This window comes from Kitasatospora herbaricolor (genome assembly GCF_030813695.1).
GTDB lineage: Bacteria > Actinomycetota > Actinomycetes > Streptomycetales > Streptomycetaceae > Kitasatospora > Kitasatospora herbaricolor.
Map to the genome: position 1 here is coordinate 5,598,563 of NZ_JAUSVA010000002.1, position 25,528 is coordinate 5,624,090.

The 25,528-nt window shown below is 68.0% G+C and carries 19 protein-coding genes and 1 pseudogene; 15 read left to right on the top strand and 5 right to left on the bottom strand.

Going from position 1 to position 25,528, the window contains the following annotated elements; genetic code table 11:
• Positions 1–265 precede the first annotated feature (265 nt).
• The 15 genes and pseudogenes from J2S46_RS24850 (at position 266) to J2S46_RS24920 (ending at position 18,594) form a co-directional block, all read left to right on the top strand.
• A complete protein-coding gene (locus tag J2S46_RS24850) occupies positions 266–1,897 on the top strand; it encodes a peptide ABC transporter substrate-binding protein (RefSeq protein ID WP_191293973.1) in 1,632 nt (543 codons plus the stop codon).
• A 143-nt stretch (positions 1,898–2,040) separates the two neighbouring features.
• Positions 2,041–2,967: an ABC transporter permease gene (locus J2S46_RS24855; RefSeq protein ID WP_073926285.1), complete on the top strand. Its 927-nt coding sequence runs from the start codon at positions 2,041–2,043 to the stop codon at positions 2,965–2,967.
• The gene (locus tag J2S46_RS24860) at positions 2,960–3,901 is read left to right on the top strand and encodes an ABC transporter permease (RefSeq protein WP_073926284.1); all 942 of its coding nucleotides are present in this window, start codon (positions 2,960–2,962) and stop codon (positions 3,899–3,901) included. Before J2S46_RS24855 ends, J2S46_RS24860 begins: the two co-directional genes overlap by 8 nt.
• 16 nt (positions 3,902–3,917) lie before the next feature.
• On the top strand, positions 3,918–4,973 hold the full coding sequence (locus tag J2S46_RS24865) for an ABC transporter ATP-binding protein (RefSeq protein WP_073926283.1): 1,056 nt from the start codon (positions 3,918–3,920) through the stop codon (positions 4,971–4,973).
• Positions 4,966–5,982 carry an ABC transporter ATP-binding protein gene (locus J2S46_RS24870; protein WP_307351172.1) on the top strand — a complete coding sequence of 339 codons (1,017 nt, stop codon included), beginning with the start codon at positions 4,966–4,968 and terminating at the stop codon, positions 5,980–5,982. The genes J2S46_RS24865 and J2S46_RS24870 overlap by 8 nt, the downstream gene beginning before the upstream one ends.
• Before the next feature lie 199 nt (positions 5,983–6,181).
• Positions 6,182–7,804 carry a peptide ABC transporter substrate-binding protein gene (locus J2S46_RS24875; protein WP_191294833.1) on the top strand — a complete coding sequence of 541 codons (1,623 nt, stop codon included), beginning with the start codon at positions 6,182–6,184 and terminating at the stop codon, positions 7,802–7,804.
• A 135-nt stretch (positions 7,805–7,939) separates the two neighbouring features.
• On the top strand, positions 7,940–8,866 hold the full coding sequence (locus tag J2S46_RS24880; RefSeq protein ID WP_191294832.1) for an ABC transporter permease: 927 nt from the start codon (positions 7,940–7,942) through the stop codon (positions 8,864–8,866).
• On the top strand, positions 8,859–9,857 hold the full coding sequence (locus tag J2S46_RS24885) for an ABC transporter permease (protein ID WP_191294831.1): 999 nt from the start codon (positions 8,859–8,861) through the stop codon (positions 9,855–9,857). The genes J2S46_RS24880 and J2S46_RS24885 overlap by 8 nt, the downstream gene beginning before the upstream one ends.
• A gap of 14 nt (positions 9,858–9,871) precedes the next feature.
• Positions 9,872–10,930 (top strand): ABC transporter ATP-binding protein, encoded by a 1,059-nt coding sequence (locus tag J2S46_RS24890; RefSeq protein ID WP_191294830.1) that lies wholly within the window; start codon positions 9,872–9,874, stop codon positions 10,928–10,930.
• Positions 10,914–12,002 (top strand): annotated as a pseudogene (locus J2S46_RS24895) (ABC transporter ATP-binding protein); the annotation flags it as partial. The gene J2S46_RS24890 and the pseudogene J2S46_RS24895, both read left to right, overlap by 17 nt.
• Before the next feature lie 690 nt (positions 12,003–12,692).
• Positions 12,693–14,339, top strand: coding sequence for a peptide ABC transporter substrate-binding protein (locus J2S46_RS24900; RefSeq protein WP_191294834.1), 1,647 nt, complete (start codon positions 12,693–12,695; stop codon positions 14,337–14,339).
• A gap of 92 nt (positions 14,340–14,431) precedes the next feature.
• Positions 14,432–15,376, top strand: a complete 945-nt coding sequence (locus J2S46_RS24905) for an ABC transporter permease (RefSeq protein WP_073926278.1) — start codon at positions 14,432–14,434, stop codon at positions 15,374–15,376.
• Complete coding sequence (locus J2S46_RS24910) at positions 15,369–16,448, top strand: ABC transporter permease (RefSeq protein ID WP_191294835.1); 1,080 nt, start codon at positions 15,369–15,371, stop codon at positions 16,446–16,448. Before J2S46_RS24905 ends, J2S46_RS24910 begins: the two co-directional genes overlap by 8 nt.
• A 96-nt stretch (positions 16,449–16,544) precedes the next feature.
• Positions 16,545–17,582, top strand: a complete 1,038-nt coding sequence (locus tag J2S46_RS24915) for an ABC transporter ATP-binding protein (RefSeq protein ID WP_307352813.1) — start codon at positions 16,545–16,547, stop codon at positions 17,580–17,582.
• A complete protein-coding gene (locus tag J2S46_RS24920) occupies positions 17,575–18,594 on the top strand; it encodes an ABC transporter ATP-binding protein (protein ID WP_307351182.1) in 1,020 nt (339 codons plus the stop codon). Before J2S46_RS24915 ends, J2S46_RS24920 begins: the two co-directional genes overlap by 8 nt.
• Before the next feature lie 168 nt (positions 18,595–18,762).
• On the opposite strand, the gene J2S46_RS24925 is transcribed toward J2S46_RS24920, so the two are convergent.
• The 5 genes from J2S46_RS24925 to J2S46_RS24945 form a co-directional block, all read right to left on the bottom strand.
• On the bottom strand, positions 18,763–19,869 hold the full coding sequence (locus tag J2S46_RS24925) for an ABC transporter ATP-binding protein (RefSeq protein ID WP_191289367.1): 1,107 nt from the start codon (positions 19,867–19,869) through the stop codon (positions 18,763–18,765).
• Positions 19,870–19,888: 19 nt separating this feature from the next.
• The gene (locus tag J2S46_RS24930) at positions 19,889–20,956 is read right to left on the bottom strand and encodes an ABC transporter ATP-binding protein (protein ID WP_191289368.1); all 1,068 of its coding nucleotides are present in this window, start codon (positions 20,954–20,956) and stop codon (positions 19,889–19,891) included.
• A 49-nt stretch (positions 20,957–21,005) separates the two neighbouring features.
• A complete protein-coding gene (locus J2S46_RS24935) occupies positions 21,006–21,986 on the bottom strand; it encodes an ABC transporter permease (protein ID WP_191289369.1) in 981 nt (326 codons plus the stop codon).
• A gap of 171 nt (positions 21,987–22,157) precedes the next feature.
• Positions 22,158–23,927, bottom strand: a complete 1,770-nt coding sequence (locus J2S46_RS24940) for an ABC transporter substrate-binding protein (protein ID WP_191289370.1) — start codon at positions 23,925–23,927, stop codon at positions 22,158–22,160.
• A 110-nt stretch (positions 23,928–24,037) separates the two neighbouring features.
• The gene (locus J2S46_RS24945) at positions 24,038–25,066 is read right to left on the bottom strand and encodes an ABC transporter permease (protein ID WP_191289371.1); all 1,029 of its coding nucleotides are present in this window, start codon (positions 25,064–25,066) and stop codon (positions 24,038–24,040) included.
• Between the last annotated feature and the right edge of the window lie 462 nt (positions 25,067–25,528).

Below are 25,528 nucleotides of genomic sequence, written 5' to 3' on the forward strand. Positions count from 1 at the left end.
TGTCCGTTTAATACCTGTCTGGCTATGTCTCATATGTCCGATTTTCGAAACTTACCGACCGTTCATGTGACCTAATTGAGATCCGTATTCGTCACTTTCGTCTCCGTGTGTGACGGATAGTGGGTGCAGTCAGGCTCGGGCAAGGGTTACGCGCAGGGGTGCGCGCCGAACCTCGAGCGAGGAAGCACCGCCGGCCAGGCGCTGTTGCCGGCCACTCCTTCCGGTGCTCTCCACGTTTGCAAACACGGATTTCAGGAGGCACACCGTGCGCGGTGCCAGCCAGGCCAAGTGGGTCGTCGCAGCTGTTGCGGTCGCCCTCGCCGCAACTGCTTGTGGCAGCGGTTCGTCCAGCGGTGGCAGCTCCGACAGTGCCGTCAACGCCCAGGGCGTCTTCAGCTACCAGAGCGCGGAGCCGCAGAACCCGCTCCAGCCGGCCAACGCCATGGAGAACCAGGGCGGCCGCATCGTGAAGCAGCTCTTCATGGGCCTCGTCGACTACGACCCGACCTCGGGCGCCCTGCGCAACCAGGTGGCCGACAAGATCGAGACCACTGACGCCAAGAACTACACCGTCACCCTGAAGTCCGGCTGGACCTTCCACGACGGCACCCCGGTGACCGCGAAGTCCTTCGTCGACTCGTGGAACTGGTCGGCCAACACCAAGAACAACCAGATCAACTCGGACTGGTTCTCCGACATCGCCGGCTACGACGCCGTGCACCCGGAGAAGGGTGACCCGACCGCCGACGCGATGTCCGGCCTCAAGGTCGTCGACGACACCCACTTCACCATCGAGCTGACCGGCCCGGTCTCGTACTTCCAGTACAAGCTCGGCTACTCGGCCTTCTTCCCGCTGCCCACCGGCTTCTTCGCGGACCCGGCCGGTTACGGCCAGAAGCCGGTCGGCAACGGCCCCTACAAGTTCGTCTCGTGGGAGCACAACAAGGCGATCACCCTGGCCGCGTACGACAAGTACGCCGGCACGGACAAGCCGAAGAACGGCGGCATCGTCTTCAAGAACTACTCGTCCGGCGAGGCGGCCTACAAGGACCTGACCTCGGACACCCTGGACGTGCTGGACCAGGTCGACCCGACCGACCTGGCCTCCTACAAGACCGACCTCGGCAACCGCGCGGTCGACCAGGCCCAGGGCGCCATCCAGAACATCTCGTTCGCGCTGTACCAGGGTGACTGGGCCGGCGTCGACAAGGCCAAGGTCCGCCAGGGCCTGTCGATGGCGATCGACCGCGACACCATCACCAAGACCGTGCTGAACGGCTCGCGTCAGCCCGCCGACAGCTGGGTCGCCCCGGGCGTCATGGGCTACAAGGCCGGCGCCTGCGGCGACGCCTGCAAGTTCGACCCGGCCAAGGCCAAGGAGCTCATCCAGGCCGGCGGCGGCGTGCCGAACAACAAGATCACCATCATCTACAACTCCGACGGTGGTCACAAGGAGTGGGTCGACGCGGTCTGCAACTCGATCCGCCAGTCGACCGGCGTCGAGTGCCTCGGTGACCCGAAGCCCGACTTCAAGACCTCGCGCGACATCATCCGCAAGAAGGCCGTGCCGAGCATGATGCGCACCGGCTGGGTCCAGGACTACCCCCTGAACGCCAACTTCCTGCGTGACGTCTACGGCACCGGCGCCTCCGCGAACGACGCCGGCTACTCCAGCCCGGAGTTCGACAAGCTGGCCCAGGCCGCCGACCAGGCCACCTCGGTCGAGAAGACCGCGGACCTCTACCAGCAGGCCGAGGCCGTCCTGGCCAAGGACATGCCGGCCATCCCGCTCTGGTACTACAAGACCAACTCCGGCTGGTCCAACAACGTCCAGAACGTGAAGTTCGACTCCTTCGGCAACCCGGTCTTCACCGGCGTCGAGGTCAAGCAGAAGTAGTTCAGCCCGGCACCGCACGGCTGAACAGGTAGCGGCCGGTGCCCGTCCCATCCCCACAAGGGCAGGACTGGCACCGGCCGTTGGCACGCCGACTCACCTCTGACCCGGGATGACGGCCCGTCAGAGACAAACATGGAGGAACGATGGGGCGCTTTGTCGCGAGGCGACTGCTCCAAATGATCCCGGTCTTCCTGGGGACCGTCACGCTCATCTTCCTGATGGTGCGTGCGCTTCCCGGAGACGCGGTCAGTGCGATGTGGGGCGACAAGGCGCCGGATCCGGCTCAGCTCGCCGCCTTCAAGCACCGGTTGGGCCTCGACAAGACCCTGGTCGAGCAGTACTTCGACTACATGCGCAAGCTGTTCATGGGTGACTTCGGCGAGACCATGTCGGGCCGCAAGGTCCTCGACGTGATCACCGAAGCGATGCCCGTGACCATCCGGCTCGCGCTGATGGCCTTCGCCATCGAGATCCTGCTCGGCGTGACCATCGGTCTCTTCTCCGGCCTGCGCCGGGGCAAGGCCTTCGACAAGGGCACCCTGGTCCTGACCCTGCTGCTGATCTCGATCCCGGTGCCGGTGCTGGGCTTCGTCTTCCAGACGGTCTTCGCCACCAACCTGGGCTGGGTCACCCCGACCGTCCAGGACTCCATGAACCTGGGCCAGCTGCTGCTGCCCGCCTTCGTGCTCGGCTCGCTGTCGCTGGCCTACGTCGCGCGGCTGACCCGTACCTCGATCGTGGAGAACGTCCGGTCCGACTACATGCGCACCGCGGTGGCCAAGGGCCTGCCCAAGCGCCGGGTGATCGGTACCCACCTGCTGCGCAACTCGCTGATCCCGGTCGTCACCTTCCTCGGCACCGACCTGGGCGCCCTGATGGGCGGCGCGATCGTGACCGAGGGAATCTTCAACGTCAAGGGCGTCGGCAACGCGCTCTACCACGCGATCAACCTCAAGGAGGGCGGCACGGTCTCCGGCTTCGTGGTCGTCCTGGTGCTCGTGTACCTGGCCGCCAGCCTGATCGTCGACCTGCTCTACGCGGTCCTGGACCCGAGGATCCGTTATGCCTGACCTGATCCAGAAGAAGTCCGCCGACATCCCCGCGCAGCGCGCGGGCGGTACGGCGGAGCCCAAGCCCGAGAAGGCCCGCAGCCTCGGCTCGGACGCCTGGCACGACCTGCGCCGCCGCCCGATCTTCGTGCTCTCGGCGCTGCTGATCCTGCTGCTGATCGTGATCGCCATCGCGCCCGGCCTGTTCACCTCGGTGGACCCGCGCGCCGGCGACCTGCGAACCCACTTCCTGACCAAGCCGAACTACAGCCACCTGTTCCAGGCGGACTGGTTCGGATACGACGGCCAGGGCCGCAGCATCTACGCCCGGGTGATCTACGGCGCTCGCGCCTCGGTCGTGGTCGGCATCTGCGTCACCACCGGTGTCACCATCCTCGGCGGCATCACCGGCATGCTGGCCGGCTACTTCGGTGGCTGGGTCGACGTGATCATCTCCCGCGTCACCGACATCTTCTTCGGCATCCCGCTGCTGCTCGGCGCCCTGGTGATCCTCAACGCCTTCACCTCGCGCACGATCTGGAGCGTCGTCTTCGCCCTGGTCGCGCTCGGCTGGACGCAGATGACCCGCGTGATGCGCGGTTCGGTCATCACGGTCAAGCAGGCCGACTACGTCACGGCCGCCAAGGCCCTGGGCGCCGGCACCTCGCGGATCCTGGTCAAGCACATCCTGCCGAACGCGATCGCCCCGGTGATCGTGGTCGCGACCATCGCGCTCGGCGGCTACATCGCCACCGAGGCGACGCTGAGCTTCCTCGGCATCGGTCTGCAGGACCCGACCATCTCCTGGGGCATCGACATCAACTCGGCCCAGAAGGTCATCCGCACCGCCCCGTTCGCGCTCTTCTTCCCCGCCGGCATGCTGAGCCTGACCGTTCTGGCCTTCATCATGCTCGGCGACGCGGTGCGCGACGCCCTCGACCCGAAGCTGCGCTGAGAGAGGCGGACGCATCATGACCACCGTCATAGACCCGAAGGTCGCCCCCGAGAGCGGGCGCCTCACCCCCGGCACGCCGCTGCTGGAGGTCAAGGACCTGCACGTCGAGTTCGTGACCCGGGACGGCATCGCCAAGGCCGTCAACGGCGTGAACTACTCCGTCGCGGCCGGCGAGACCCTCGCCGTCCTCGGCGAGTCGGGCTCCGGAAAGTCCGTCACCGCGCAGACCATCATGGGCATCCTGGACATGCCTCCCGGCCGCATCACCTCCGGTGAGATCCTCTTCCGCGGCCAGGACATGCTCAAGATGAGCAACGAGGAGCGCCGCAAGCTGCGTGGCCGGAAGATCGCGATGATCTTCCAGGACGCGCTGTCCTCGCTGAACCCGGTGCTGAGCGTCGGGTACCAGCTGGGCGAGATGTTCCGGGTGCACCAGGGCGCCTCCCGCAAGGAGGCGAAGGCCAAGGCGATCGAGCTGATGGACCGGGTGCGGATCCCGGCCGCGAAGCAGCGGGTGGGCGACTACCCGCACCAGTTCTCGGGCGGTATGCGCCAGCGCATCATGATCGCGATGGCGCTGGCCCTGGAGCCTGACCTGATCATCGCGGACGAGCCCACCACCGCGCTGGACGTCACCGTCCAGGCCCAGGTGATGGACCTGCTCGCGGAGCTGCAGGCCGAGTTCAACATGGGTCTGATCCTGATCACCCACGACCTCGGCGTGGTCGCCGACGTCGCGGACAAGATCGCCGTGATGTACGCGGGCCGGATCGTGGAGACGGCGCCGGTGCACGAGCTGTACGCCAACCCGGCGCACCCGTACACCAAGGGCCTGCTCCGCTCGATCCCGCGCCTGGACCAGAAGGGCCAGGACCTCTACGCGATCAAGGGCCTGCCCCCGAACCTGCTCAAGGTCCCGGCCGGCTGCGCGTTCAACCCGCGCTGCGAGCTGGCCACCGACCTGTGCCGCACCGAGATCCCGGCGCTGCACCAGGTGATGGACAAGAACGACGCCGAGATCGCCGGTCGCGCGAGCGCCTGCCACCTCTGGAAGGAGACCCTCCATGGCTGAGCCCATCCTGGAGGTCAAGGACCTGGTCAAGCACTACCCGCTGTCCCAGGGCATCCTCTTCAAGAAGCAGGTCGGCGCGGTCAAGGCGGTCGACGGCATCAGCTTCACCCTGATGCAGGGCGAGACGCTCGGCATCGTGGGCGAGTCCGGCTGCGGCAAGTCGACCCTGGCCAAGGTCCTGATGAACCTGGAGCAGGCCACCTCCGGCCAGGTCCTGTTCAAGGGTGAGGACATCTCCCGGCTGTCCGGCCAGGCCCTGAAGGCCGTCCGTCGCAACATCCAGATGGTCTTCCAGGACCCGTACACCTCGCTGAACCCCCGGATGACGGTGGGCGACATCATCGGCGAGCCGTACGAGATCCACCCGGAGGTGGCGCCGAAGGGCGACCGCCGCAAGGCCGTCCAGGACCTGCTGGACGTGGTCGGGCTCAACCCGGAGTACATCAACCGGTACCCGCACCAGTTCTCCGGCGGCCAGCGCCAGCGGATCGGCATCGCCCGGGGTCTGGCGCTCAAGCCCGAGGTGATCATCTGCGACGAGCCGGTCTCGGCGCTGGACGTCTCCGTGCAGGCGCAGGTCATCAACCTGCTGGAGCAGCTGCAGACCGAGTTCAACCTGTCCTACATGTTCATCGCGCACGACCTCTCCATCGTCCGGCACATCTCCGACCGGGTCGGCGTGATGTACCTCGGCAAGATGGTCGAGATCGGCACCGACGAGCAGATCTACGACCACGCCACGCACCCGTACACCCAGGCGCTGCTCTCCGCGGTTCCGGTGCCGGACCCGACCGGCCGGGAGAACCGCGAGCGGATCATCCTCTCCGGGGACATCCCCTCGCCGGCCAACCCGCCGTCGGGCTGCCGCTTCCGCACCCGCTGCTGGAAGGCCGAGGAGCGCTGCTCCACCGAGGTGCCGCTGCTGGCCGTGCCGGAGCTGCTGAAGGGCCCGGCGGCGCACGACTCCGCCTGCCACTTCGCCGAGGTCGTGGCGCCGGTCGCCGCCTGACCTGGCTCTTTCCCGAAGGACCCGCAGCCTCGGCTGCGGGTCCTTCGGTCTTTCCGGGTCGGTTCGGCCGTCCGGCTCCCTCGGGTGGCCCCCTGCCGGTGGCGCTGCGCACCCATCCGGCGGTATCCGGGTCGCGCCGCCGAAACGGCGCGCTTCTCATGGGGTGTGATGCGACAAGACACCCTGAGGAGGGACCTCCATGCCCGAAGCCACCCGCGTTCGATGGGTCCTCGCCGCTGCGACTTCGGTGGCCCTGGTGGCCAGCGGGTGTGGCAGTAGCGGGGGAGGCGGCAGCAGCTCGTCGGATGCCAGCAAGACCTTCAGCTACCAGAGCAGCGAGCCGCAGAACCCGCTCCAGCCCGCGAACGCGAACGAGGCGGGCGGCGGTCGCATCATCCAGAACCTCTTCAAGGGGCTGGTCGACTACGACCCGAGCAACGCGACGCTGCGGATGCAGGTGGCGGACTCGATCGACACCAGTGACTCGCAGACCTTCAACGTGACGCTGAAGTCCAACTGGACCTTCCACGACGGCACGCCGGTCAAGTCGAGCAACTTCGTGAACGCCTGGAACTGGGCCGCGACGACCACCAACAACCAGATCAACAGCTCGTGGTTCTCCGACATCCAGGGCTACAAGGACGTCCACCCGGACAGCGGTGCGCCGACCGCCACGACGATGTCCGGGCTGACCGTCACCGACGACACGCACTTCACCATCAAGCTGACCACCAAGGTCTCGTACTTCGAGTACAAGCTCGGCTACATCGCCTTCTCGCCGCTGCCGGACAGCTTCTACAACGACCCGGCCGCCGCCGGCCAGAACCCGATCGGCAACGGGCCGTACCAGTTCGTCAGCTGGGCGCACAACTCCCAGGTCGTGACGAAGAGTTACCCGAACTACCAGGGCGTGGACAAGCCGAAGAACGGTGGCGTCGTCTTCAAGATGTACACCACCGCCGAGGCGGCGTACGCGGACCTGCAGTCCAACAACCTGGACGTGATGGACCAGGTGCCGCCCTCCGCGCTGGCGACGTACAAGAACGACCTCGGCGACCGGGCGATCGACTCCCCGCAGGGCGCCATCCAGAACATCGGCTTCCCGCTGTACCAGCCCGACTGGGCCGGGCCGGAGAAGGCGAAGGTCCGCCAGGGCCTCTCGATGGCCATCGACCGGGCCACCATCACCAAGACGGTGCTGCAGGGCTCGCGCGCCCCCGCCTCCGCCTGGGTCGCCGAGGGCGTCGAGGGCTACAAGCAGGGCAACTGCGGGAACTTCTGCAACTTCGACCCGGCCCAGGCGAAGCAGCTGATCACCGAGGGCGGCGGCGTCCCCGGGAACAAGCTGACGATCACGTACAACGCGGACGGCGGCCACAAGGAGTGGGTCGACGCGGTCTGCAACTCGATCCGCCAGAACACCGGGGTGGACTGCGTCGGCGACCCGAAGGTCGACTTCAAGACCGCCCGCGCGGCGATCACCGGCCACACCGTCACCGGCGCCTTCCGTACCGGCTGGGTGCAGGACTACCCGCTGAACGCCAACTTCCTGGCCGACGTCTACCGCACCGGCGCCGCGTCCAACGACTTCGGCTACAGCAGCCCCGAGTTCGACAAGCTGGCCACCCAGGCCGACCAGGCGGACAGCATCCAGGCCTCGGCCACCGGCTACCAGCAGGCCGAGGCGGTGCTCCAGCAGGACATGCCGGCCATCCCGCTCTGGTACTACCGCACCAACTCGGGCTACTCCACGAACGTGCAGAACGTCGTGTTCGACTCCTTCGGCAACCCGGCCTGGACCCAGGTCGAGGTCAAGGGCTGACCCTCCCGCGGCCACCCGCCCCCGGCAGGCCCGGGGAGCGGGCCCGCGGGGCAGGAGGGGCCCACCCCCGCCGGCCCCGTCCTCCCCGCACGGAGGGCGGGGCCCGGGCACTCAGTCCTCTAGGAAGGAGGCGCGATGGGCAGCTACGTACTCAGGCGAGTGCTGCAGATGATCCCGGTGTTCTTCGGCTCGACTCTGCTGATCTTCCTGATGGTCTACTCCCTGCCGGGCGACCCGATCGTGGCGCTCTTCGGCGACAAGGCCGCCGACCCGGCCCAGGTGGCGGCCCTCAGGCAGAAGTACTACCTGGACCAGCCGATCTGGAAGCAGTACCTGCACTACATGGGCAACCTGTTCCAGGGCGACTTCGGGACGAGCTTCACCGGCCGTCCGGTGTCCGAGATCATGGCGGACGCGTTCCCCGTCACCATCCGGCTCGCGCTGATGGCCTTCGTCTTCGAGCTGGTCGTCGGCCTGACGCTGGGGGTGCTCTCGGGCCTGCGCCGCGGGAGCGTCGTCGACACGGTGGTGCTGGTCCTCACCCTGGTCGTGATCTCGATCCCGGTCTTCGTGCTGGCCTACATCGCGCAGACCATCTTCGCGACCAATCTGGGCTGGGTCACCCCGACCGTCCAGGACTCCACCGACCTCTCCCAACTCATCCTGCCCGCCATCGTCCTGGGGTCGTTGTCACTGGCGTTCGTCGCCCGGCTCACCCGGACGTCCATCGGCGAGAACCTCCGGGCCGACTACATCCGCACGGCCACCGCCAAGGGCCTGCCCCGGCGCACCATCATCACCCGCCACCTGCTGCGCAACTCGCTGATCCCGGTGGTCACCTTCCTCGGGACCGACCTCGGGGCGCTGATGGGCGGCGCGATCGTCACCGAGGGCATCTTCAACGTGCAGGGCATCGGCAACGTCCTGTACCGGGCGATCAACCAGAAGGAAGGGCCCACCGTGGTCGGCATCGTGACCGTCCTGGTGATCGTCTACCTGGTCGCCAGCCTGCTCGTCGACCTGCTGTACGCGGTCCTGGACCCGAGGATCCGTTATGCCTGACATCCACGACGAGAGCGGGTTCGAGCCCCACCCGAAGCCCGGTGTCGACCACCTGGACTACGCGGGCGAGCAGGGCCGGGTGGTCGAAGAGGACACGCTGATCGAGCCGGACCCGGCCAAGCGCGAGGAGGCCCGCAGTCTCTGGGGCCATGCCTGGCGGGACCTGCGGACCCGGCCGATCTTCCTGATCTCGGTGGTGCTGATCCTGCTGCTGGTGATCATGGCCATCTTCCCCTGGGCGTTCACCGACACCAACCCGCGCGCCTCCGACCTGGTCAACGACTACCTCAAGCGGCCGGACTGGACGGACTTCTTCGGCGCGGGCTGGTTCGGCTACGACGGGCAGGGCCGGAGCATCTACGCCCGGGTGATCTACGGGGCGCGCGCGTCCATCACGGTCGGCATCTGCGTCACCGCCCTGGTCACCCTCCTCGGCGGGCTGACCGGCATGCTCGCCGGCTACTTCGGCGGCTGGGCGGACGCGGTGATCTCCCGGATCACCGACATCTTCTTCGGCATCCCGCTGCTGCTGGGCGCGCTGGTGCTGCTGGGCGCCTTCTCCGCCCGCACGGTGTGGAGCGTGGTGATCGCGCTGGCCGTCCTGGGCTGGACCCAGATCGCCCGGGTGATGCGCGGCGCGGTGCTGACGGTCAAGCAGGCCGACTACGTGATGGCGGGCAAGGCGCTCGGGGCCGGTACCGGCCGGTTGATGCTCCGGCACATCCTGCCCAACGCCGTGGCGCCGGTGATCGTGGTCGCGACCATCGCGCTCGGCGGCTACATCGCCGTCGAGGCCACGCTGAGCTTCCTCGGCATCGGTCTGCAGGAGCCCACCATCTCCTGGGGCATCGACATCTCCTCGGCGCAGAAGGTGATCCGCACCGCCCCGTACGTGATGTTCTTCCCGGCGGCCGCGCTGTCGATCACCGTGCTGGCCTTCATCATGCTGGGCGACGCGGTCCGCGACGCCCTCGACCCGAAGCTGCGCTGAGCGAGGGGACGATCGTGACCACTGCCGTCGACACCACCAAGAGCGCCCGGCAGGCCCCCTACGACGGGCCGCTGCTCGACGTCCGGGACCTGCACGTGGAGTTCGTGACCCGGGAGGGCGTCGCCCGCGCCGTGAACGGGGTCAACTACAGCGTCAGCGCCGGCGAGACGCTCGCCGTGCTGGGGGAGTCCGGTTCGGGCAAGTCGGTGACCGCGCAGGCGATCATGGGCATCCTGGACATGCCGCCGGCCCGCATCCCCAAGGGCGAGATCCGGTACCGGGGCCGGGACATGCTGACCATGGGCAAGGAGGAGCGGCGCAAGATCCGCGGTCAGAAGATCGCGATGATCTTCCAGGACGCGCTCTCCTCGCTGAACCCGGTGCTCACCGTCGGCTTCCAGCTGGGCGAGATGTTCCGCGCCCACACCGACGCCTCCCGCAAGGAGGCCAAGGCCAAGGCGATCGAGCTGATGGACCGGGTGCGCATCCCCGCCGCCAAGGACCGGGTGGGCGACTACCCGCACCAGTTCTCGGGCGGTATGCGCCAGCGCATCATGATCGCGATGGCGCTGGCCCTGGAGCCTGACCTGATCATCGCGGACGAACCCACCACCGCCCTGGACGTCACCGTCCAGGCCCAGGTGATGGACCTGCTCGCGGAACTGCAGGCCGAGTACCACATGGGCCTGATCCTGATCACCCACGACCTCGGCGTGGTCGCCGACGTCGCGGACAAGATCGCGGTCATGTACGCCGGCCGGATCGTCGAGACCGCCCCCGTGCACCAGCTGTACGCCAGCCCCGCGCACCCGTACACCAGGGGCCTGCTGGACTCGATCCCGCGCCTGGACCAGAAGGGCCAGGAGCTCTACGCCATCAAGGGCCTGCCGCCCAACCTGCTCCGGATCCCCCCGGGCTGCGCGTTCAACCCGCGCTGCCCGAGGGCCCAGGACATCTGCCGCAGCGAGGTGCCGGAGCTGTTCAAGGTCACCGCGGACGACGGCACCGAGCAGCCGGGCCGGGGCAGCGCCTGCTTCTTCTGGAAGGAGACCCTCCATGGCTCACGGAGCTAGCGCGCTGGGCAGCGCGGCCGCGCCGGAGGAGATCGCGTTCGACAAGCCCGTCCGGCGTGGCGAGCCGATCCTCGAAGTCCGGGACCTGGTCAAGCACTTCCCGCTCACCAAGGGCGTCGTGTTCAAGAAGCAGGTCGGCGCGGTCAAGGCGGTCGACGGCATCAGCTTCGACCTCGTCCAGGGGGAGACACTGGGCATCGTCGGCGAGTCGGGCTGCGGCAAGTCCACGCTGGCCAAGGTGCTGATGAACCTGGAGCCGGCCAGCGCGGGCTCGGTGCGGTTCAAGGGCGAGGAGATCTCTCATCTCTCCGGCGCCGGCCTGAAGGCGGTGCGCCGGAACATCCAGATGGTCTTCCAGGACCCGTACACCTCGTTGAACCCCCGGATGACGGTGGGCGACATCATCGGCGAGCCGTACGAGATCCACCCGGAGGTGGCGCCGAAGGGCGACCGCGCCAAGGCGGTGCGGGACCTGCTGGACGTGGTCGGGCTCAACCCGGAGTACATCAACCGGTACCCGCACCAGTTCTCCGGCGGCCAGCGCCAGCGGATCGGCATCGCCCGGGGGTTGGCGCTCAAGCCGGAGATCATCATCTGCGACGAGCCGGTCTCGGCGCTGGACGTCTCCGTGCAGGCGCAGGTCATCAACCTGCTGGAGCAGCTGCAGACCGAGTTCAACCTGTCGTACATGTTCATCGCGCACGACCTCTCGATCGTCCGGCACATCTCCGACCGGGTCGGCGTGATGTACCTCGGCAAGATGGTCGAGATCGGCACCGACCTGGAGATCTACGACCACGCCACGCACCCGTACACCCAGGCGCTGCTCTCCGCGGTGCCGGTGCCGGACCCGACGGCGCGGGAGGACCGGGACCGGATCGTCCTCACCGGCGACGTGCCCTCGCCGGCCAACCCGCCGTCGGGCTGCCGCTTCCGCACCCGCTGCTGGAAGGCCCAGGAGCGCTGCGCGACGGAGGTGCCGCTGCTGGCCACGCCGTCCTGGCTCGGGGGGCTCGCGAAGCACGAGTCGGCTTGTCACTTCGCGGCGGAGCGCGAGATCGAGCAGAGCGCGGCGGAGCGCGGGATCGAGCTGGGCCCTGCGGAGCGCGGAAGTGGGCAGGGCCCTGCGGAGCGCGGGATCGGACAGGGCCCTGCGGCGCCCGGGACGGGCCTGCCGGAGGCCCCCGGAGCGGTGACCGACGGCCCGGCTGCGGGCGGGCCCTCCTCGGGCACTCCAGGCCCCCAGGGCCCCCCTGGCGCCCCTGGGGCCCCCGGTGCCGGGGGCACCCCGGAAGCCGGCTCCGGCCCGGGTGACGGGAAAACCGGTTTGACACCACCGGACTGAGTTCTTCACAGCTGTGCACGCAGGGCGCGTCCTCGTCGGAGGGCGCGCCCTGCCGCTTGTGCTGGGAGAACTCCCGAATGCTGGTCCGGACTCCGAGGGGCTTTTGGATATTACGCCGCGTAATGTGCCGAATTCCGGTGTCCTTCGTCCGCTATTCGGAAGGCGGAAGAAATTGTTCCGCGCGTGATATGGCGGAATTTGGCGAGCATTGTCACGACTTGGTCTGAGCATGTAACTGAAAAGAGATGTAAGGGCGATTCCGCCAGGGGGGCCGGGTGATCGATAGTTGCTCTGCGCGTGTCAGTGGTCACACCATCAACTCGGTGGTTCGGCGCTGACGTTGATCCCCCATGCCCGGCACACCGAGTGGCGTGGGTGCTGTTTCGTTCGTAAGCCCCTAAATCGAGGAGCAGTTGAATGAGGCTCACCAAGACCATGCGCTGGACCGCCCTGGCGGCGTGCACCGCGCTTGCGATCTCCGCCTGCAGCACCAGTGGTGGCAAGTCTGCGACGGATCAGGCGAGTGGTGGGTCGGGCAAGAAGGGCGGCTCCATCAGTGTCGAACTGGGTGAGCCCCAGCACGGTCTGGTCCCGCAGAACACGGCCGAGTCCGAGGGCTCCGAGGTGCTCAACGCGCTGTTCTCCGGCCTGGTCGAGTACGACAACGACACCAGCGTGCCGAAGCTGCGCGTCGCCGAGTCGATCGAATCGCCGGATGCCACGACCTGGACGATCAAGCTGAAGGACGGCTACACCTTCCACAACGGTGAGAAGGTTACCGCGAAATCCTTCGTGGACGCTTGGAATTACGGGGCGAACCAGGACAACGCCCAGGAGGCGCTGCCCTTCTTCGACAAGATCCTCGGTTCCGACGAGCTGGCCCCGGGCAAGGGCAAGACGCCCGCCACCAAGGAGCTCAAGGGCCTGAAGGTGGTCGACGACAAGACCTTCACGGTCACCCTGAAGGCGCCGTTCTCCCAGTTCAAGACGATGCTGGGCTACAACGCGTTCTTCCCGCTGCCGGCCGCCTTCTTCACCGACCCGAAGGCCTTCGACGACGCCCCGATCGGCAACGGCCCCTTCCAGATCGACGGGAAGTGGGAGCACAACAAGCAGATCAAGGTGAAGCGGTACGAGAACTTCCCGGCCGCCGAGGGCAAGGCGAAGCTGGACACCGTCACCTTCAAGATCTACGAGAAGCTGGAGACGGCGTACAACGACCTCCGCGCCGACACCATCCAGATCACCGACAAGCTCCCGGTCTCCGCGATGGCCACCGTGGCGAGCGAGTTCGGCGACCGCTACATCTACAAGCCGGAGTCCGGGGTCGGCTACATCGGCTTCCCGATCGCCACCAACCCGGCGTTCGCCAACGCGGACGTCCGCAAGGCGATCTCGATGGCCATCGACCGCGAGTCGATCACCAAGACCATCTTCAGCGGCACCCGCAAGCCGGCCGACGACTTCATCAGCCCGATCATCCCGGGCTACCGCAAGGGCGCCCTCGGTGACGTCGCCAAGTACGACCCGGCGAAGGCCAAGGCGCTCTTCACGCAGGCCGGCGGCCTGCCCGGCAACACGATGGAGATCGGCTACAACGCCGACGGCGGCCACAAGGAGTGGATCGAGGCGGTCGGCAACCAGCTGAAGGCCAACCTCGGCGTCGAGGTCACCTACAAGCCGTTCGAGAAGTTCGGCGCGATCCTCACCGCGCTGGGCGACAAGCAGTACAGCGGCGCCTTCCGCATGGCCTGGTCGATGGACTACCCGTCGGCGGAGAACTACCTGCGGCCGATCTTCTCCAAGATCGCGATCGACAACGGCTCCAACTACGGCGGTTACGTCAACGAGGAGTTCGAGGCGCTGCTGGCCAAGGCCGACAGTGCGAAGACGGACGAGGAGAGCCTGAAGCTGTACCAGCAGGCCGACGACGTCCTGATCAAGGACGTCCCGTACATCCCGATCTACACGTACATGTCGTCCGCGGCGTACACCAAGACGGTCAAGAACGTGAAGGTCAACGCCCAGGGGCAGATGGACCTGGCCAACGTCGAACTGGCCTGACCGACATCCAGCTGACGGCACGCCCCGACGGGTGGCGCGGGTGACCCCCGCGCCACCCTTCGCGGCCGTGCCCCTAGCCACGAGGAGGCCCCGTGGGCCGCTATGTGGTCCGCCGGATCATCCAGGCCATACCTGTGATCCTCGGCGCGACGTTCCTGATCTACGCACTGGTCTTCCTGCTGCCTGGCGATCCCATTACGGCACTGGCCGGTGAGAAACGCGCCGATCCGACGGTCGTGGCGGTGCTCCAGGAGCGCTACCACCTGAACGACCCGTTCTTCGTGCAGTACTGGTACTACCTGTCCCACCTGTTCACCGGCGACTTCGGCGAGGACTACCGGGGCAACGCGGTGGTGGACGTGATGTCCGCGGCCTTCCCCTACACCATCAACCTCGCGCTGACCGCGCTGGGCATCGAGATGGCGGTGGGCGTCACGGCCGGTGTGGCCGCCGCCCTGAAGCGCGGCCGCTTCATCGACAACGTGGTCATGATCTCCACCCTGATGGTCATCTCGATCCCGGTCTTCGTCATCGGCTTCGTGCTGCAGCTGGTGCTGGGGGTCAAGCTCAAGACCGACTACGGCTTCGACTTCTTCCCGGTGTCGTTCAACGAGGAGGCCGGGTTCCGGTCCTACCTGATGCCGGCCTACGTGCTGGCGTCCACCTCGCTGGCGTACGTCGCCCGGCTCACCCGGGCCAGCCTGATCGAGGTCATGCGGGCCGACTACGTCCGTACGGCGGTGGCCAAGGGGCTCAGCCCGTTCCGGGTGGTGGTCAGGCACGGACTGCGCAACGCGCTGATCCCGATCGTCACCTTCCTGGGCATGGACCTCGGCGGGCTGATGGGCGGTGCGGTGATCACCGAGGGCATCTTCAACATCCCCGGCGTCGGCCACCAGCTCTTCCAGTCCGTCTACCTGCGCGAGCGGACCATCGTGGTCGGCATCGTGAGCGCCCTGGTGCTGGTCTACCTGTTCGCCAACCTGGTGGTCGACCTGCTGTACGCCGTCCTGGACCCGAGGATTCGCTATGAGTGAGCCGACGAAGAGCGACGACCTGGTCGTCCCCGCCGCGGAGCCGGCCGACCCGGTGAGCATCCCGGGTCAGGCCGTCGGAGAATCGCCCACGGCCTCCGGCCAGGAGCCGGGGCAGGCCCCGGCGGCGACCTTGACCGAGGCCCCGGCCGACGCCCCGGCGCAGACCCCCGCGACGGCCCCCGGGAAGCCCGGGAAGCGCGGGAAGGCCGACACCGAGCGGGTCGCCAGCCTCTGGACGGACGCCTGGTACGACCTGCGCCGCAACCCGCTGTTCCTGATCGGCGCCCTGCTGGTGGCGTTCATGGTGGCGCTCGCCGTCGCCCCGCAGCTGTTCACCGGCAAGGACCCGCAGTCGGCCGGCTTCTGCCAGCTGGCCGACTCGCTGAAGCGGCCCAGTGCGGACCACTGGTTCGGCTTCGACGTCCAGGGCTGCGACGTCTACACCCGGACGGTCTGGGGCGCCCGCAACTCGATCGTCGTCGGCATGCTCACCACGACGCTGGTCGTCCTGGTGGGCGGCGCACTGGGGTTGCTGGCGGGCTGGGTCGGCGGGTTCTGGGACAGCCTGCTGTCCCGGGTCACCGAGATCTTCTTCGCCATCCCGCTGCTGCTCGGCGGCATGCTGATCATGGCGAACTTCCAGAAGGGGAACGCCTTCACGGTCTCGATGGTGATGGCGGTGCTCGGCTGGCCGCAGATCTACCGGCTGATGCGCTCGGCGGTGCTGTCCAACAAGCACAACGACTACGTCGTGGCGGCCAAGGCCCTCGGCGCCGGCACCTCGCGCATCCTCGGGCGGCACATCCTGCCCAACGCGGTGGCGCCCGTCATCGTGGTCTCCACCATCAACCTCGGTGTGTACATCGGGGCCGAGGCCGCGCTGTCGTACCTGGGGATCGGGATCCAGTCCCCGGCGATCTCCTGGGGTCTGATGATCAGTGACGCGCAGGCCCGCTTCCTGAGCGCGCCGCACGTGCTGCTCTTCCCGGCCGTGGTGCTGAGCATCACCGTGCTGGCGTTCATCATGCTCGGCGACGCGGTGCGCGACGCCCTCGACCCGAAGCTGCGCTGAGGAGGGCCGCGGGCTATGACCGCAGTGCCGAACGATTCGAAGCCGTCAAGGCTGTCGACGCTGTCGAAGAACAGCAGCACCCACGAGGCCGGCCTGATGGAGGTGACCGGCGGACGGGAGAACCTGGTGCCGGGCACCCCGTTGCTGGAGGTCGACGACCTGCACATCGAGTTCCACACGCGGGACGGCATCGCCAAGGCCGTGAACGGCGTCAGCTACTCGGTCTCGGCCGGTGAGACGCTGGCCGTCCTCGGCGAGTCCGGTTCGGGCAAGTCGGTGACCGCGCAGGCGATCATGGGCATCCTGGACATGCCGCCCGGCAAGATCACCGCGGGTGCGATCCGGTTCCGGGGCGAGGACATGCTCCGGATGAACCCCAAGGACCGGCGGGCCATCCGTGGCCGGAAGATCGCGATGATCTTCCAGGACGCGCTGTCCTCGCTGAACCCGGTGCTGAGCGTCGGGTACCAGCTGGGCGAGATGTTCCGGGTGCACCAGGGCGCCTCCCGCAAGGAGGCGAAGGCCAAGGCGATCGAGCTGATGGACCGGGTGCGGATCCCGGCCGCGAAGCAGCGGGTGGGCGACTACCCGCACCAGTTCTCGGGCGGTATGCGCCAGCGCATCATGATCGCGATGGCGCTGGCCCTGGAGCCTGACCTGATCATCGCGGACGAGCCCACCACCGCGCTGGACGTCACCGTCCAGGCCCAGGTGATGGACCTGCTCGCGGAGCTGCAGGCCGAGTTCAACATGGGTCTGATCCTGATCACCCACGACCTCGGCGTGGTCGCCGACGTCGCGGACAAGATCGCCGTGATGTACGCGGGCCGGATCGTGGAGACGGCGCCGGTGCACGAGCTGTACGCCGACCCGGCGCACCCGTACACCAAGGGCCTGCTCCGCTCGATCCCGCGCCTGGACCAGAAGGGCCAGGACCTCTACGCGATCAAGGGCCTGCCCCCGAACCTGCTCAAGGTCCCGGCCGGCTGCGCGTTCAACCCGCGCTGCGAGCGGGCGACGGATCTCTGCCGCAGCGAACTGCCCCAGCTGGTACCGGTGCTGGACGCGGAGGGCGCGGACCTCCCGGGCCGCCGCAGCGCCTGCCACTTCTGGAAGGAGACCCTCCATGGCTGAGCCCATCCTGGAGGTCAAGGGCCTGGTCAAGCACTATCCGCTGACCCAGGGCATCCTGTTCAAGAGCGTGGTCGGCGCGGTCAAGGCGGTCGACGGGATCTCCTTCGACCTCCACCGCGGTGAGACGCTCGGCATCGTGGGCGAGTCGGGCTGCGGCAAGTCCACGCTGGCCAAGGTGCTGATGAACCTGGAACGGGCCACGGCCGGCCAGGTGCTGTTCAAGGGTGAGGACATCTCCCGGCTGTCCGGCTCGGCCCTGAAGGCGGTGCGCCGGAACATCCAGATGGTCTTCCAGGACCCGTACACCTCGTTGAACCCCCGGATGACGGTGGGCGACATCATCGGCGAACCCTTCGAGATCCACCCGGAGGTGGCGCCGAAGGGCGACCGCCGCAAGGCCGTCCAGGACCTGCTGGACGTGGTCGGGCTCAACCCGGAGTACATCAACCGGTACCCGCACCAGTTCTCCGGCGGCCAGCGTCAACGCATCGGCATCGCCCGCGGGCTGGCGCTCAAGCCGGAGATCATCATCTGCGACGAGCCGGTCTCGGCGCTGGACGTGTCCGTCCAGGCGCAGGTGATCAACCTGCTGGAGCAGCTGCAGACCGAGTTCGACCTGTCGTACATGTTCATCGCGCACGACCTCTCCATCGTCCGGCACATCTCCGACCGGGTCGGCGTGATGTACCTCGGCAAGATGGTCGAGATCGGGACGGAGGAGCAGATCTACTCCTTCCCGACCCACCCCTACACCCAGGCGCTGCTCTCCGCGGTACCGGTGCCGGACCCGACCGGCCGGGAGAACCGCGAGCGGATCCTGCTCAGCGGCGACCTGCCCTCGCCGGCCAACCCGCCGTCGGGCTGCCGCTTCCGCACCCGCTGCTGGAAGGCCGAGGAGCGCTGCTCCACCGAGGAGCCGCTGCTGGCCGTGCCGGAGCTGCTGAAGGGCCCGGCGGCGCACGACTCCGCCTGCCACTTCGCCGAGGTCCGGGACGTGGTGGGGGCCGGCTGACCGCACGGGGACGAGCCGGAGGGCCGCGGCCGCCGTCGGGCGACCGCGGCCCTCCGGCGTCCGCCGCGGGTGCCGGGCCGGGGCGCGGGGAGCCGGCGCCGGGAACGGCCGAGGCCCGGGGGGCGCCCCCCCGGGCCTCGGTTCAGGTGGTACGGCCGGCGCCGCCGGTCAGACCAGGCCGCCCTCGCGCTGGCTCGGCAGGAGCTCCGTGGCGGCCTTCGCGGACAGCTCGGCGGTGCTGGGGCCCTCCGGGAAGTGGCAGGCCGTCAGGTGGCTGTCCAGGCTGCCGGAGAGCTGCACCAGCGGCGGCTCCTCGGTGGCGCACTTGTCCTGGGCCTTCCAGCAGCGGGTGCGGAAGCGGCAGCCGGACGGCGGGTTGATCGGCGAGGGCACGTCGCCGGTCAGCCGGATCCGCTCGCGGTGGTCGTCCGGGTCGGCCTCGGGGACGGCCGAGAGCAGCGCGTGGGTGTACGGGTGCCGGGGGCTCTCGTACAGCGACTTGCGGTCGGCGATCTCGACGATCTTGCCGAGGTACATCACCGCCACCCGCTGCGAGAAGTGCCGCACGATCGAGAGGTCGTGCGCGATGAACAGGAAGGCGATGCCGAGGTCCTTCTGCAGCTGCTGCAGCAGGTTGACCACCTGGGCCTGGATCGAGACGTCGAGCGCGGAGACCGGCTCGTCGGCGACGATCAGCTTGGGGCTCAGCGAGAGCGCGCGGGCGACGCCGATGCGCTGGCGCTGGCCGCCGGAGAACTCGTGCGGGAACCGGTTGTAGTGCTCCGGGTTGAGGCCGACCGTCTCCAGCAGCTCCTGCACCCGGCGCTGGATGCCGCCGGCCGGCTTGATGCCGTTGATCTCCATCGGGGCGCCGATGATGGCGCCGACGGTGTGCCGGGGGTTCAGCGAGGAGTACGGGTCCTGGAAGATCATCTGGATCTCGGACCGGACCGGCGCCAGTTCCTTGCGGGAGGCGTGCGTGATGTCCTGGCCGGCGTACCGGATCGATCCGCCGGTCGGCTCCAGCAGCCGGGTGACCAGGCGGCCGGTGGTGGACTTGCCGCAGCCGGACTCGCCGACCAGGCCGACCGACTCGTTGGCGTGCACCGTCAGGTCGACGCCGTCGACCGCGTGCACCGAGCCGATCCGGCGCTTGAAGATGAACCCGCCGTTGACGGGGAAGTGCTTCTGCAGGCCGCTCATCTGCAGCAGCGGCTCACCGGCCGGGCCGGCGGGGGAGCCTTCGGCCTTGCCGAGGGTCAGTTGGTCGCTCATGGTCTCTTGCCCGTCCCGTTCAGCCGAGCCGCGGCTGGATCTGGTTGATGAAGATGTCCTGCTGCCGCTCCAGGGTGAGGTGGCAGGCCGTGGCGTGCCCGGTGGCGGGCGCGAGCAGCGGGCGCTCGGTGGAGCACTTCCCGCCGACGGCCTGCTCCTGGTAGTCGCAGCGCGGGTTGAAGGGGCAGCCCTTGGGCATGTTGATCAGGCTCGGCGGGGTGCCGCGCACCGGGCGCAGCGGCACGTCCAGCGGGCCGCCGAGGCTGGGCATCGAGGACAGCAGGCCCCAGGTGTACGGGTGCTGGGGGGCCTTCAGGACCTCGCGGACGGTGCCGCGCTCCACGGCCCGGCCGGCGTACATGACCATCACGTCGTGGGCGGTGCGGGCGATCACGCCGAGGTCGTGGGTGATCATGATGATCGCGGTGCCGAGCTCCTGCTGGAGGTCCTTCAGCAGGTCGAGGATCTGTGCCTGGACGGTGACGTCCAGGGCGGTGGTCGGCTCGTCGGCGATCAGCAGGTCGGGGTCGCAGACCAGCGACATGGCGATCATCGCGCGCTGGCGCATGCCGCCGGAGAACTGGTGCGGGTAGTCGTCGACCCGCAGCGAGGGCTGCGGGATGCCGACCCGGGTGAGCATCTCGACGGCCCGGTCCCGGGCCTCCTTCTTGCTCGCGCCGGTGTGCTTGCTGAAGGTCTCGCCGATCTGCCGGCCGATCGTGTAGTACGGCGAGAGGGCGGTCAGCGGGTCCTGGAAGATCATGGCCATCTTCTTGCCGCGCAGGTGCTCCAGCTCGCGGTCGGTGCGGCCGACCAGCTCCTCGCCGTCCAGCTTGATGGACCCGGTGATCTCGGTGGCCTTGCGGTGGTGCAGGCCGAGGATGGCCAGGTTGGTCACCGACTTGCCGGAGCCGGACTCGCCGACGATGCCGAGCGTGGAGCCCTTCTCCAGGTCGAAGGAGAGGCCGTCGACGGCCTTGACGACGCCGTCCTCGGTCCTGAAGCGCACCTGGAGGTCGTCGACGGAGAGGAACGGCCCGGACGAGCTCCGGTCGGTCGAGGCCTGGGACTGGGCCTGGGTGGTCACGGGCGGACTCCTCGGTGGGTCGTGCGGCGCGCGGCGGGGTTCACGGTGCTCATGCCAGTCGGATTCGGGGGTCGATGAGGGCGTACGCGGCGTCCACGATGATGTTGAAGAGGACGATCAGCCCGGCGGCGACGACGACCACGGCCATCAGCATCGGCAGGTCGTTGTCGACCACCGCGTCGATGGAGAGCCGGCCGATGCCGTGCAGGTTGAAGGTGGTCTCGGTGATGATCGCGCCGCCCAGCAGGGAGCCGAGGTCGATGCCCAGGATGGTGATGATCTGGCCGAGCGAGCCGCGCCAGGCGTACCGCAGGAAGACCGTCCGGCCGGGCATGCCCTTGGCGCGGGCGGTGCGGACGTGGTCCTCGGAGAGCTGCTCGATCATCGACGAGCGCGTCATCCGGGTGTAGTTCGCGGTGAAGATCAGGGCGAGCACGATCCACGGGAGCAGCAGGCCGCTGAACCAGGCCGCCGGGTCCTGGGTGATGGAGCCGTCGTGCGGCTCGGGCAGGAGGCCGGTCTGGCGGACGAGGAAGTACATCGCCAGGGTGCCGATGAAGTAGATCTGCATCGAGGAGAAGGTCAGCGAGATGGCGCTGGCCGACTTGTCGAGGAGGCTGCCCTGCTTGTGCGCGGCGAGCATGCCGGCGCCGACGCCCAGCACCAGGAAGACCACGGCCGCGCCGAGGGTCAGCGAGATGGTGGTGGGGAAGCGGTCCAGGATGGTGGCCAGGACGGGCTCGTGGTTGGTGAACGAGTACCCGAGGCAGGGGGCCGCGCAGTCGCCCCAGGCGGGGTAGGTGCGGCCGACGAACAGCGCCACGAACCAGTGCCAGTACTGCAGCGGCAGCGCCTCGTTCATCCCCAGGTTGGTCCGGACGGTCTCCAGGTCCGTGGGGGAGCAGATCTTGCCGCAGAACGACCGTGCGGGGTCGGCCGGCACGGCGTAGAAGAGGCAGAAGGTGATGGCGCTGATGATCAATAGGATCGCGCCCGCACCTAGCATCCGGCGCACAAGGAAGCGGAACATGGGAGCGTGATCTCCTGATCGGGTGTCAGAGCCGGGCTGAGCGGGGGCGGTCGGCGGCCGGCAGCTGGGTGGCTGGGTGCTGGGTGCCGCCCGGTCGGATGCGGTCGGGTGGCGCGGTGTCCGCCGCCCGGTCGGGGCGGCGGACACCGTGGGACTACCGGTGGAGCAGGGTCACGGCTTCAGGAAGACCTTGTTCGGGCTGATGATCTGGCCCAGCGGGTCGTACTCGGCGCCGCCGATCTTGGAACCGTGCAGGATGTAGAACTTGTTGGTGATGCCGGGGATGGCCGGGGCCTTCTCCAGGATCTTCTTGTCCAGCGCGCCCCAGGCCTTGTTCTGCTCGGCCGAGTCGGAGAGGGCCATGATCCGGTCGATCTCGGCGTTGATCTCCGGGTCGTTGAAGTTGGAGTAGTTCTGCGAGCCGTCGGCGATGGTGCGGCCGTCGAAGAGCACCGGCAGCACGGTGGCGCCGGTCGGCCAGTCGGCGCCCCAGCCGCCCCAGAAGACGTCGATCTCCTTGTCGACCTTGCTGATCTCGTCGTACCAGGTCTTGGTGTCGATCGGCTTGATGACGACGTCGAAGCCGGCCTTCTTCAGCGCGGACTCGATGACGACCGAGATCTGCTGCTGCTTCGGGGTGTTGTTGTACGCGTAGACGATCTTCTGGTTCTCGGCGCCGGCCTCCTTGAGGAGGGCCTTGGCCTTGTCGGGGTCACCCTCGGGCTTGGCGATCTTGCCCCAGACGTCCGTCTCCTGGAAGCCGGCGACGGTCGGGTTCAGCAGCGAGCGCGAGTAGTCGCCGGTGTCCGGGCCACCCTCGGTCTGGCGGATCTGCTGCAGCGGCCAGGCCTGGATGAGCGCCTCGCGGACCTTCTGGTTGGTGATCCGCTTGTTGTTGATCCAGTAGTAGTCGGCGTAGGGGCTGTTGCCCTTGACCAGACGGTCCTTCAGGCTGGCGTCGCCGAGCACCTTCTGCAGGCGGTCACCGGCGGTCGAGGCGTAGAACGACATGGTCGTCTGGTCCTCGCCCTTGTCGGCGGCGATCAGCTTGTCGGTGGCCGGGATGGCCTGGAAGCCGAACTCGAAGTTCCACTTGTCCGGGTAGGCGTTGCGGATCGGGTCCGTCTTCGCGTCCCAGTTGGTGTTCCGCTCCAGGGTCAGCGTCTTGTCGGTGACCCGGTCGACGATCTTGTACGGGCCGCTGGAGAGCGGCTTCTTGTCGTACTCCTCCTTGGTGTCACCCTTCTCGGAGACGACCGCGTAGGTGGTCATGGCCATCGCGTAGTTGAAGTCCGCGTGCGGCTTGTCGAACTTGAAGACGATGGTCTTCGGGTCCTGGGCGATGACGTTGTCCAGGTGCTTGCCGCCGTAGGGGCCCTCGTAGGCCTTGCGGTAGTCCTGGTCGGTCAGCCACTGCTGGACGTAGCTGGCGCCCTGGGTGATGAACGGCGCGAAGGTGCGCTCGATGCTGTGCTTGACGTCGGCGGAGGTGATGGCCTCGCCGTTCTCCCACTTGACGCCGTCCTTCAGGGTGAAGGTCCAGGTCTTGCCGCCGTCGGAGGGCTTGCCGGCGTCGGTGGCGAGGTCGCCGACGAGGGTGACCTTGCTGCCCTCCTGCTTGTAGCCGGTCAGGCCGCGGGTGATCAGCTGGGAGAAGTTGGAGCCGGTGTTGGTGTACACCTGGGCCGGGTCGAGGTGCTCGAAGTCGTCGCGCTCGATGTCCTTGACCGTGCCACCGGCCTTCGCGCCCTCGACGGCCTTCGCCGGGCCCTGGGAGTCGGCGGCGGTGCCGACGCTGACCTGGGCCTGGTCGGAGAGCTTGCCGCCCTTGGCGTCGGAGCTCTTCGAGCCACCGCCACCGCCGCTGCTGCAGGCCGTGAGGGTGAGGGTGCCGACGGTGAGTACCGCGGCCGCGGCCCGGAGGGTCTTGCGAGAAATCATGTCGTCCTGCCTGTTCGGTAACCGGCTGGTGGGCACGGAGGCACGGCGGACTGCCGAAGCCTGCGCTGAATGATCGATGTGAGGGTGTGCGGCGCCTTGGCGACGGTGCGTCAGCGCTTGGTCTTCGGGTCGAGTGCGTCCCGGACCGAGTCCCCGAGCAGGTTGAAGGCGAGCACGAAGATCACCATCGAGAGGCCGGGGAAGATCAGATAGGTGATGTCGTCGCCGTAGATCTCGGTACCGCGCTGGATCATGCGGCCCCAGTCCGGGGTCGGCTCGATGATGCCGACGCCGAGGAAGGACAGGGCCGCCTCGGCGGTGACGAGGGCGGGCAGGGAGAGCGTCGCCTGGATGAGGATCGGGGTCCCCAGGTTCGGCATGATCTCCTTGAAGATGATCCGCATCGGGGAGGCGCCGGTGACCTTGGCGGCCTCGACGAACTCCCGCTCGCGCAGCGACAGGACCGAGCCGCGCAGCAGTCGGGCCAGGCCCGCCCAGCCGAACACCACCAGGACGACGACCAGGACGAAGGCCCGGGCCCAGGAGGGGATGCTCTCGTCCGGACGGTAGAAGGCCGCGAAGACCACCGGCATGAAGGCGATGAAGAACAGGGTGGACGGGAACGACATCAGCACGTCGATGGTCCGGCCGACGAAGTAGTCGAACTTGCCGCCCAGGTAGCCGGCCGCGACGCCGATCGCGGCGCCGATGGCGGTGCTCAGCACGGTCGCGGCCAGGGCGATCAGCAGCGAGGTGCGGATGCCGTACACGAGCTGGGTGAAGACGTCCCGGCCGAGCGAGGGCTCCAGGCCGAACCAGTACTCACCGCTCATGCCGCCGTTGGGCGCGATCGGGAAGCCGTAGTCGTTGAGCAGGCCGCTGTGGTCCTGGCCGTACAGCGTGTACGGGTCCTTGCCGTAGATCGCGGAGATCAGCGGTGCGGCGAGCGCGACCAGCACGAAGAACAGCACGACGAGGGCGGAGATCACACCGGTGCGGTCGCGCCGGAACCGGCGCCAGGCGATGGTGCGGGGCGAGAGCCCCTGGAACGCCTTCGCCGGCGCGGCGCCGGCGGCATCAGGGGTGGCCGGCGAGACGACCGTCTCGGACTCGGCCGACGCCTTAGTGGGGTTGGTCATGGTGGTGGAGCTCCCGCCCGGGATGTAGCGGCCGCAAGAAGTTGGTTGAACGGACTCTGGCAAGCCGTTTATCGAACGTCAAGGGGTCGGAAGTTCACGGAAGCGACATTTCCACTTCGTCCTGCAAGATCCATCAGGTCGTTGTCAAAGGGGACTTGACGCCGTGTCCGGCGCGCGGGCGTACAGGGGCAAATATGGACAATAGCTGTTCACATATCCGTAACGCGGGTGCTGTTATGCGCTGTCCGGACACTGTGAGGGTGGCTGAATAACAGCTGAAGTACAGTGAATACCTCGGACTTTTCGGACGTATCGGGGCGTACTCATCCGTCCGTTTATCGGACGCACCTGGCGAATTCCCGCCACTGGCGGTAAGTGCACGCCTTATTCGCCGCCGCGATGACACTGGGTGAGCAAAATGGTGTCACTGCGTAGCCGGGGCCCGTCAAAGCGAGGAGCCGG

Excerpts from the sequence above, each read along its gene's own strand:
- J2S46_RS24925 (WP_191289367.1), bottom strand. The coding sequence starts at position 19,869 with ATGAGCGACCAACTGACCCTCGGCAAGGCCGAAGGCTCCCCCGCCGGC.
- J2S46_RS24940 (WP_191289370.1), bottom strand. The coding sequence starts at position 23,927 with ATGATTTCTCGCAAGACCCTCCGGGCCGCGGCCGCGGTACTCACCGTC.
- J2S46_RS24855 (WP_073926285.1), top strand. The coding sequence starts at position 2,041 with ATGGGGCGCTTTGTCGCGAGGCGACTGCTCCAAATGATCCCGGTCTTC.
- J2S46_RS24865 (WP_073926283.1), top strand. The coding sequence starts at position 3,918 with ATGACCACCGTCATAGACCCGAAGGTCGCCCCCGAGAGCGGGCGCCTC.
- J2S46_RS24935 (WP_191289369.1), bottom strand. The coding sequence starts at position 21,986 with ATGTTCCGCTTCCTTGTGCGCCGGATGCTAGGTGCGGGCGCGATCCTA.
- J2S46_RS24860 (WP_073926284.1), top strand. The coding sequence starts at position 2,960 with ATGCCTGACCTGATCCAGAAGAAGTCCGCCGACATCCCCGCGCAGCGC.
- J2S46_RS24885 (WP_191294831.1), top strand. The coding sequence starts at position 8,859 with ATGCCTGACATCCACGACGAGAGCGGGTTCGAGCCCCACCCGAAGCCC.
- J2S46_RS24920 (WP_307351182.1), top strand. The coding sequence starts at position 17,575 with ATGGCTGAGCCCATCCTGGAGGTCAAGGGCCTGGTCAAGCACTATCCG.
- J2S46_RS24900 (WP_191294834.1), top strand. The coding sequence starts at position 12,693 with ATGAGGCTCACCAAGACCATGCGCTGGACCGCCCTGGCGGCGTGCACC.
- J2S46_RS24910 (WP_191294835.1), top strand. The coding sequence starts at position 15,369 with ATGAGTGAGCCGACGAAGAGCGACGACCTGGTCGTCCCCGCCGCGGAG.
- J2S46_RS24945 (WP_191289371.1), bottom strand. The coding sequence starts at position 25,066 with ATGACCAACCCCACTAAGGCGTCGGCCGAGTCCGAGACGGTCGTCTCG.
- J2S46_RS24880 (WP_191294832.1), top strand. The coding sequence starts at position 7,940 with ATGGGCAGCTACGTACTCAGGCGAGTGCTGCAGATGATCCCGGTGTTC.
- J2S46_RS24915 (WP_307352813.1), top strand. The coding sequence starts at position 16,545 with ATGGAGGTGACCGGCGGACGGGAGAACCTGGTGCCGGGCACCCCGTTG.
- J2S46_RS24875 (WP_191294833.1), top strand. The coding sequence starts at position 6,182 with ATGCCCGAAGCCACCCGCGTTCGATGGGTCCTCGCCGCTGCGACTTCG.
- J2S46_RS24870 (WP_307351172.1), top strand. The coding sequence starts at position 4,966 with ATGGCTGAGCCCATCCTGGAGGTCAAGGACCTGGTCAAGCACTACCCG.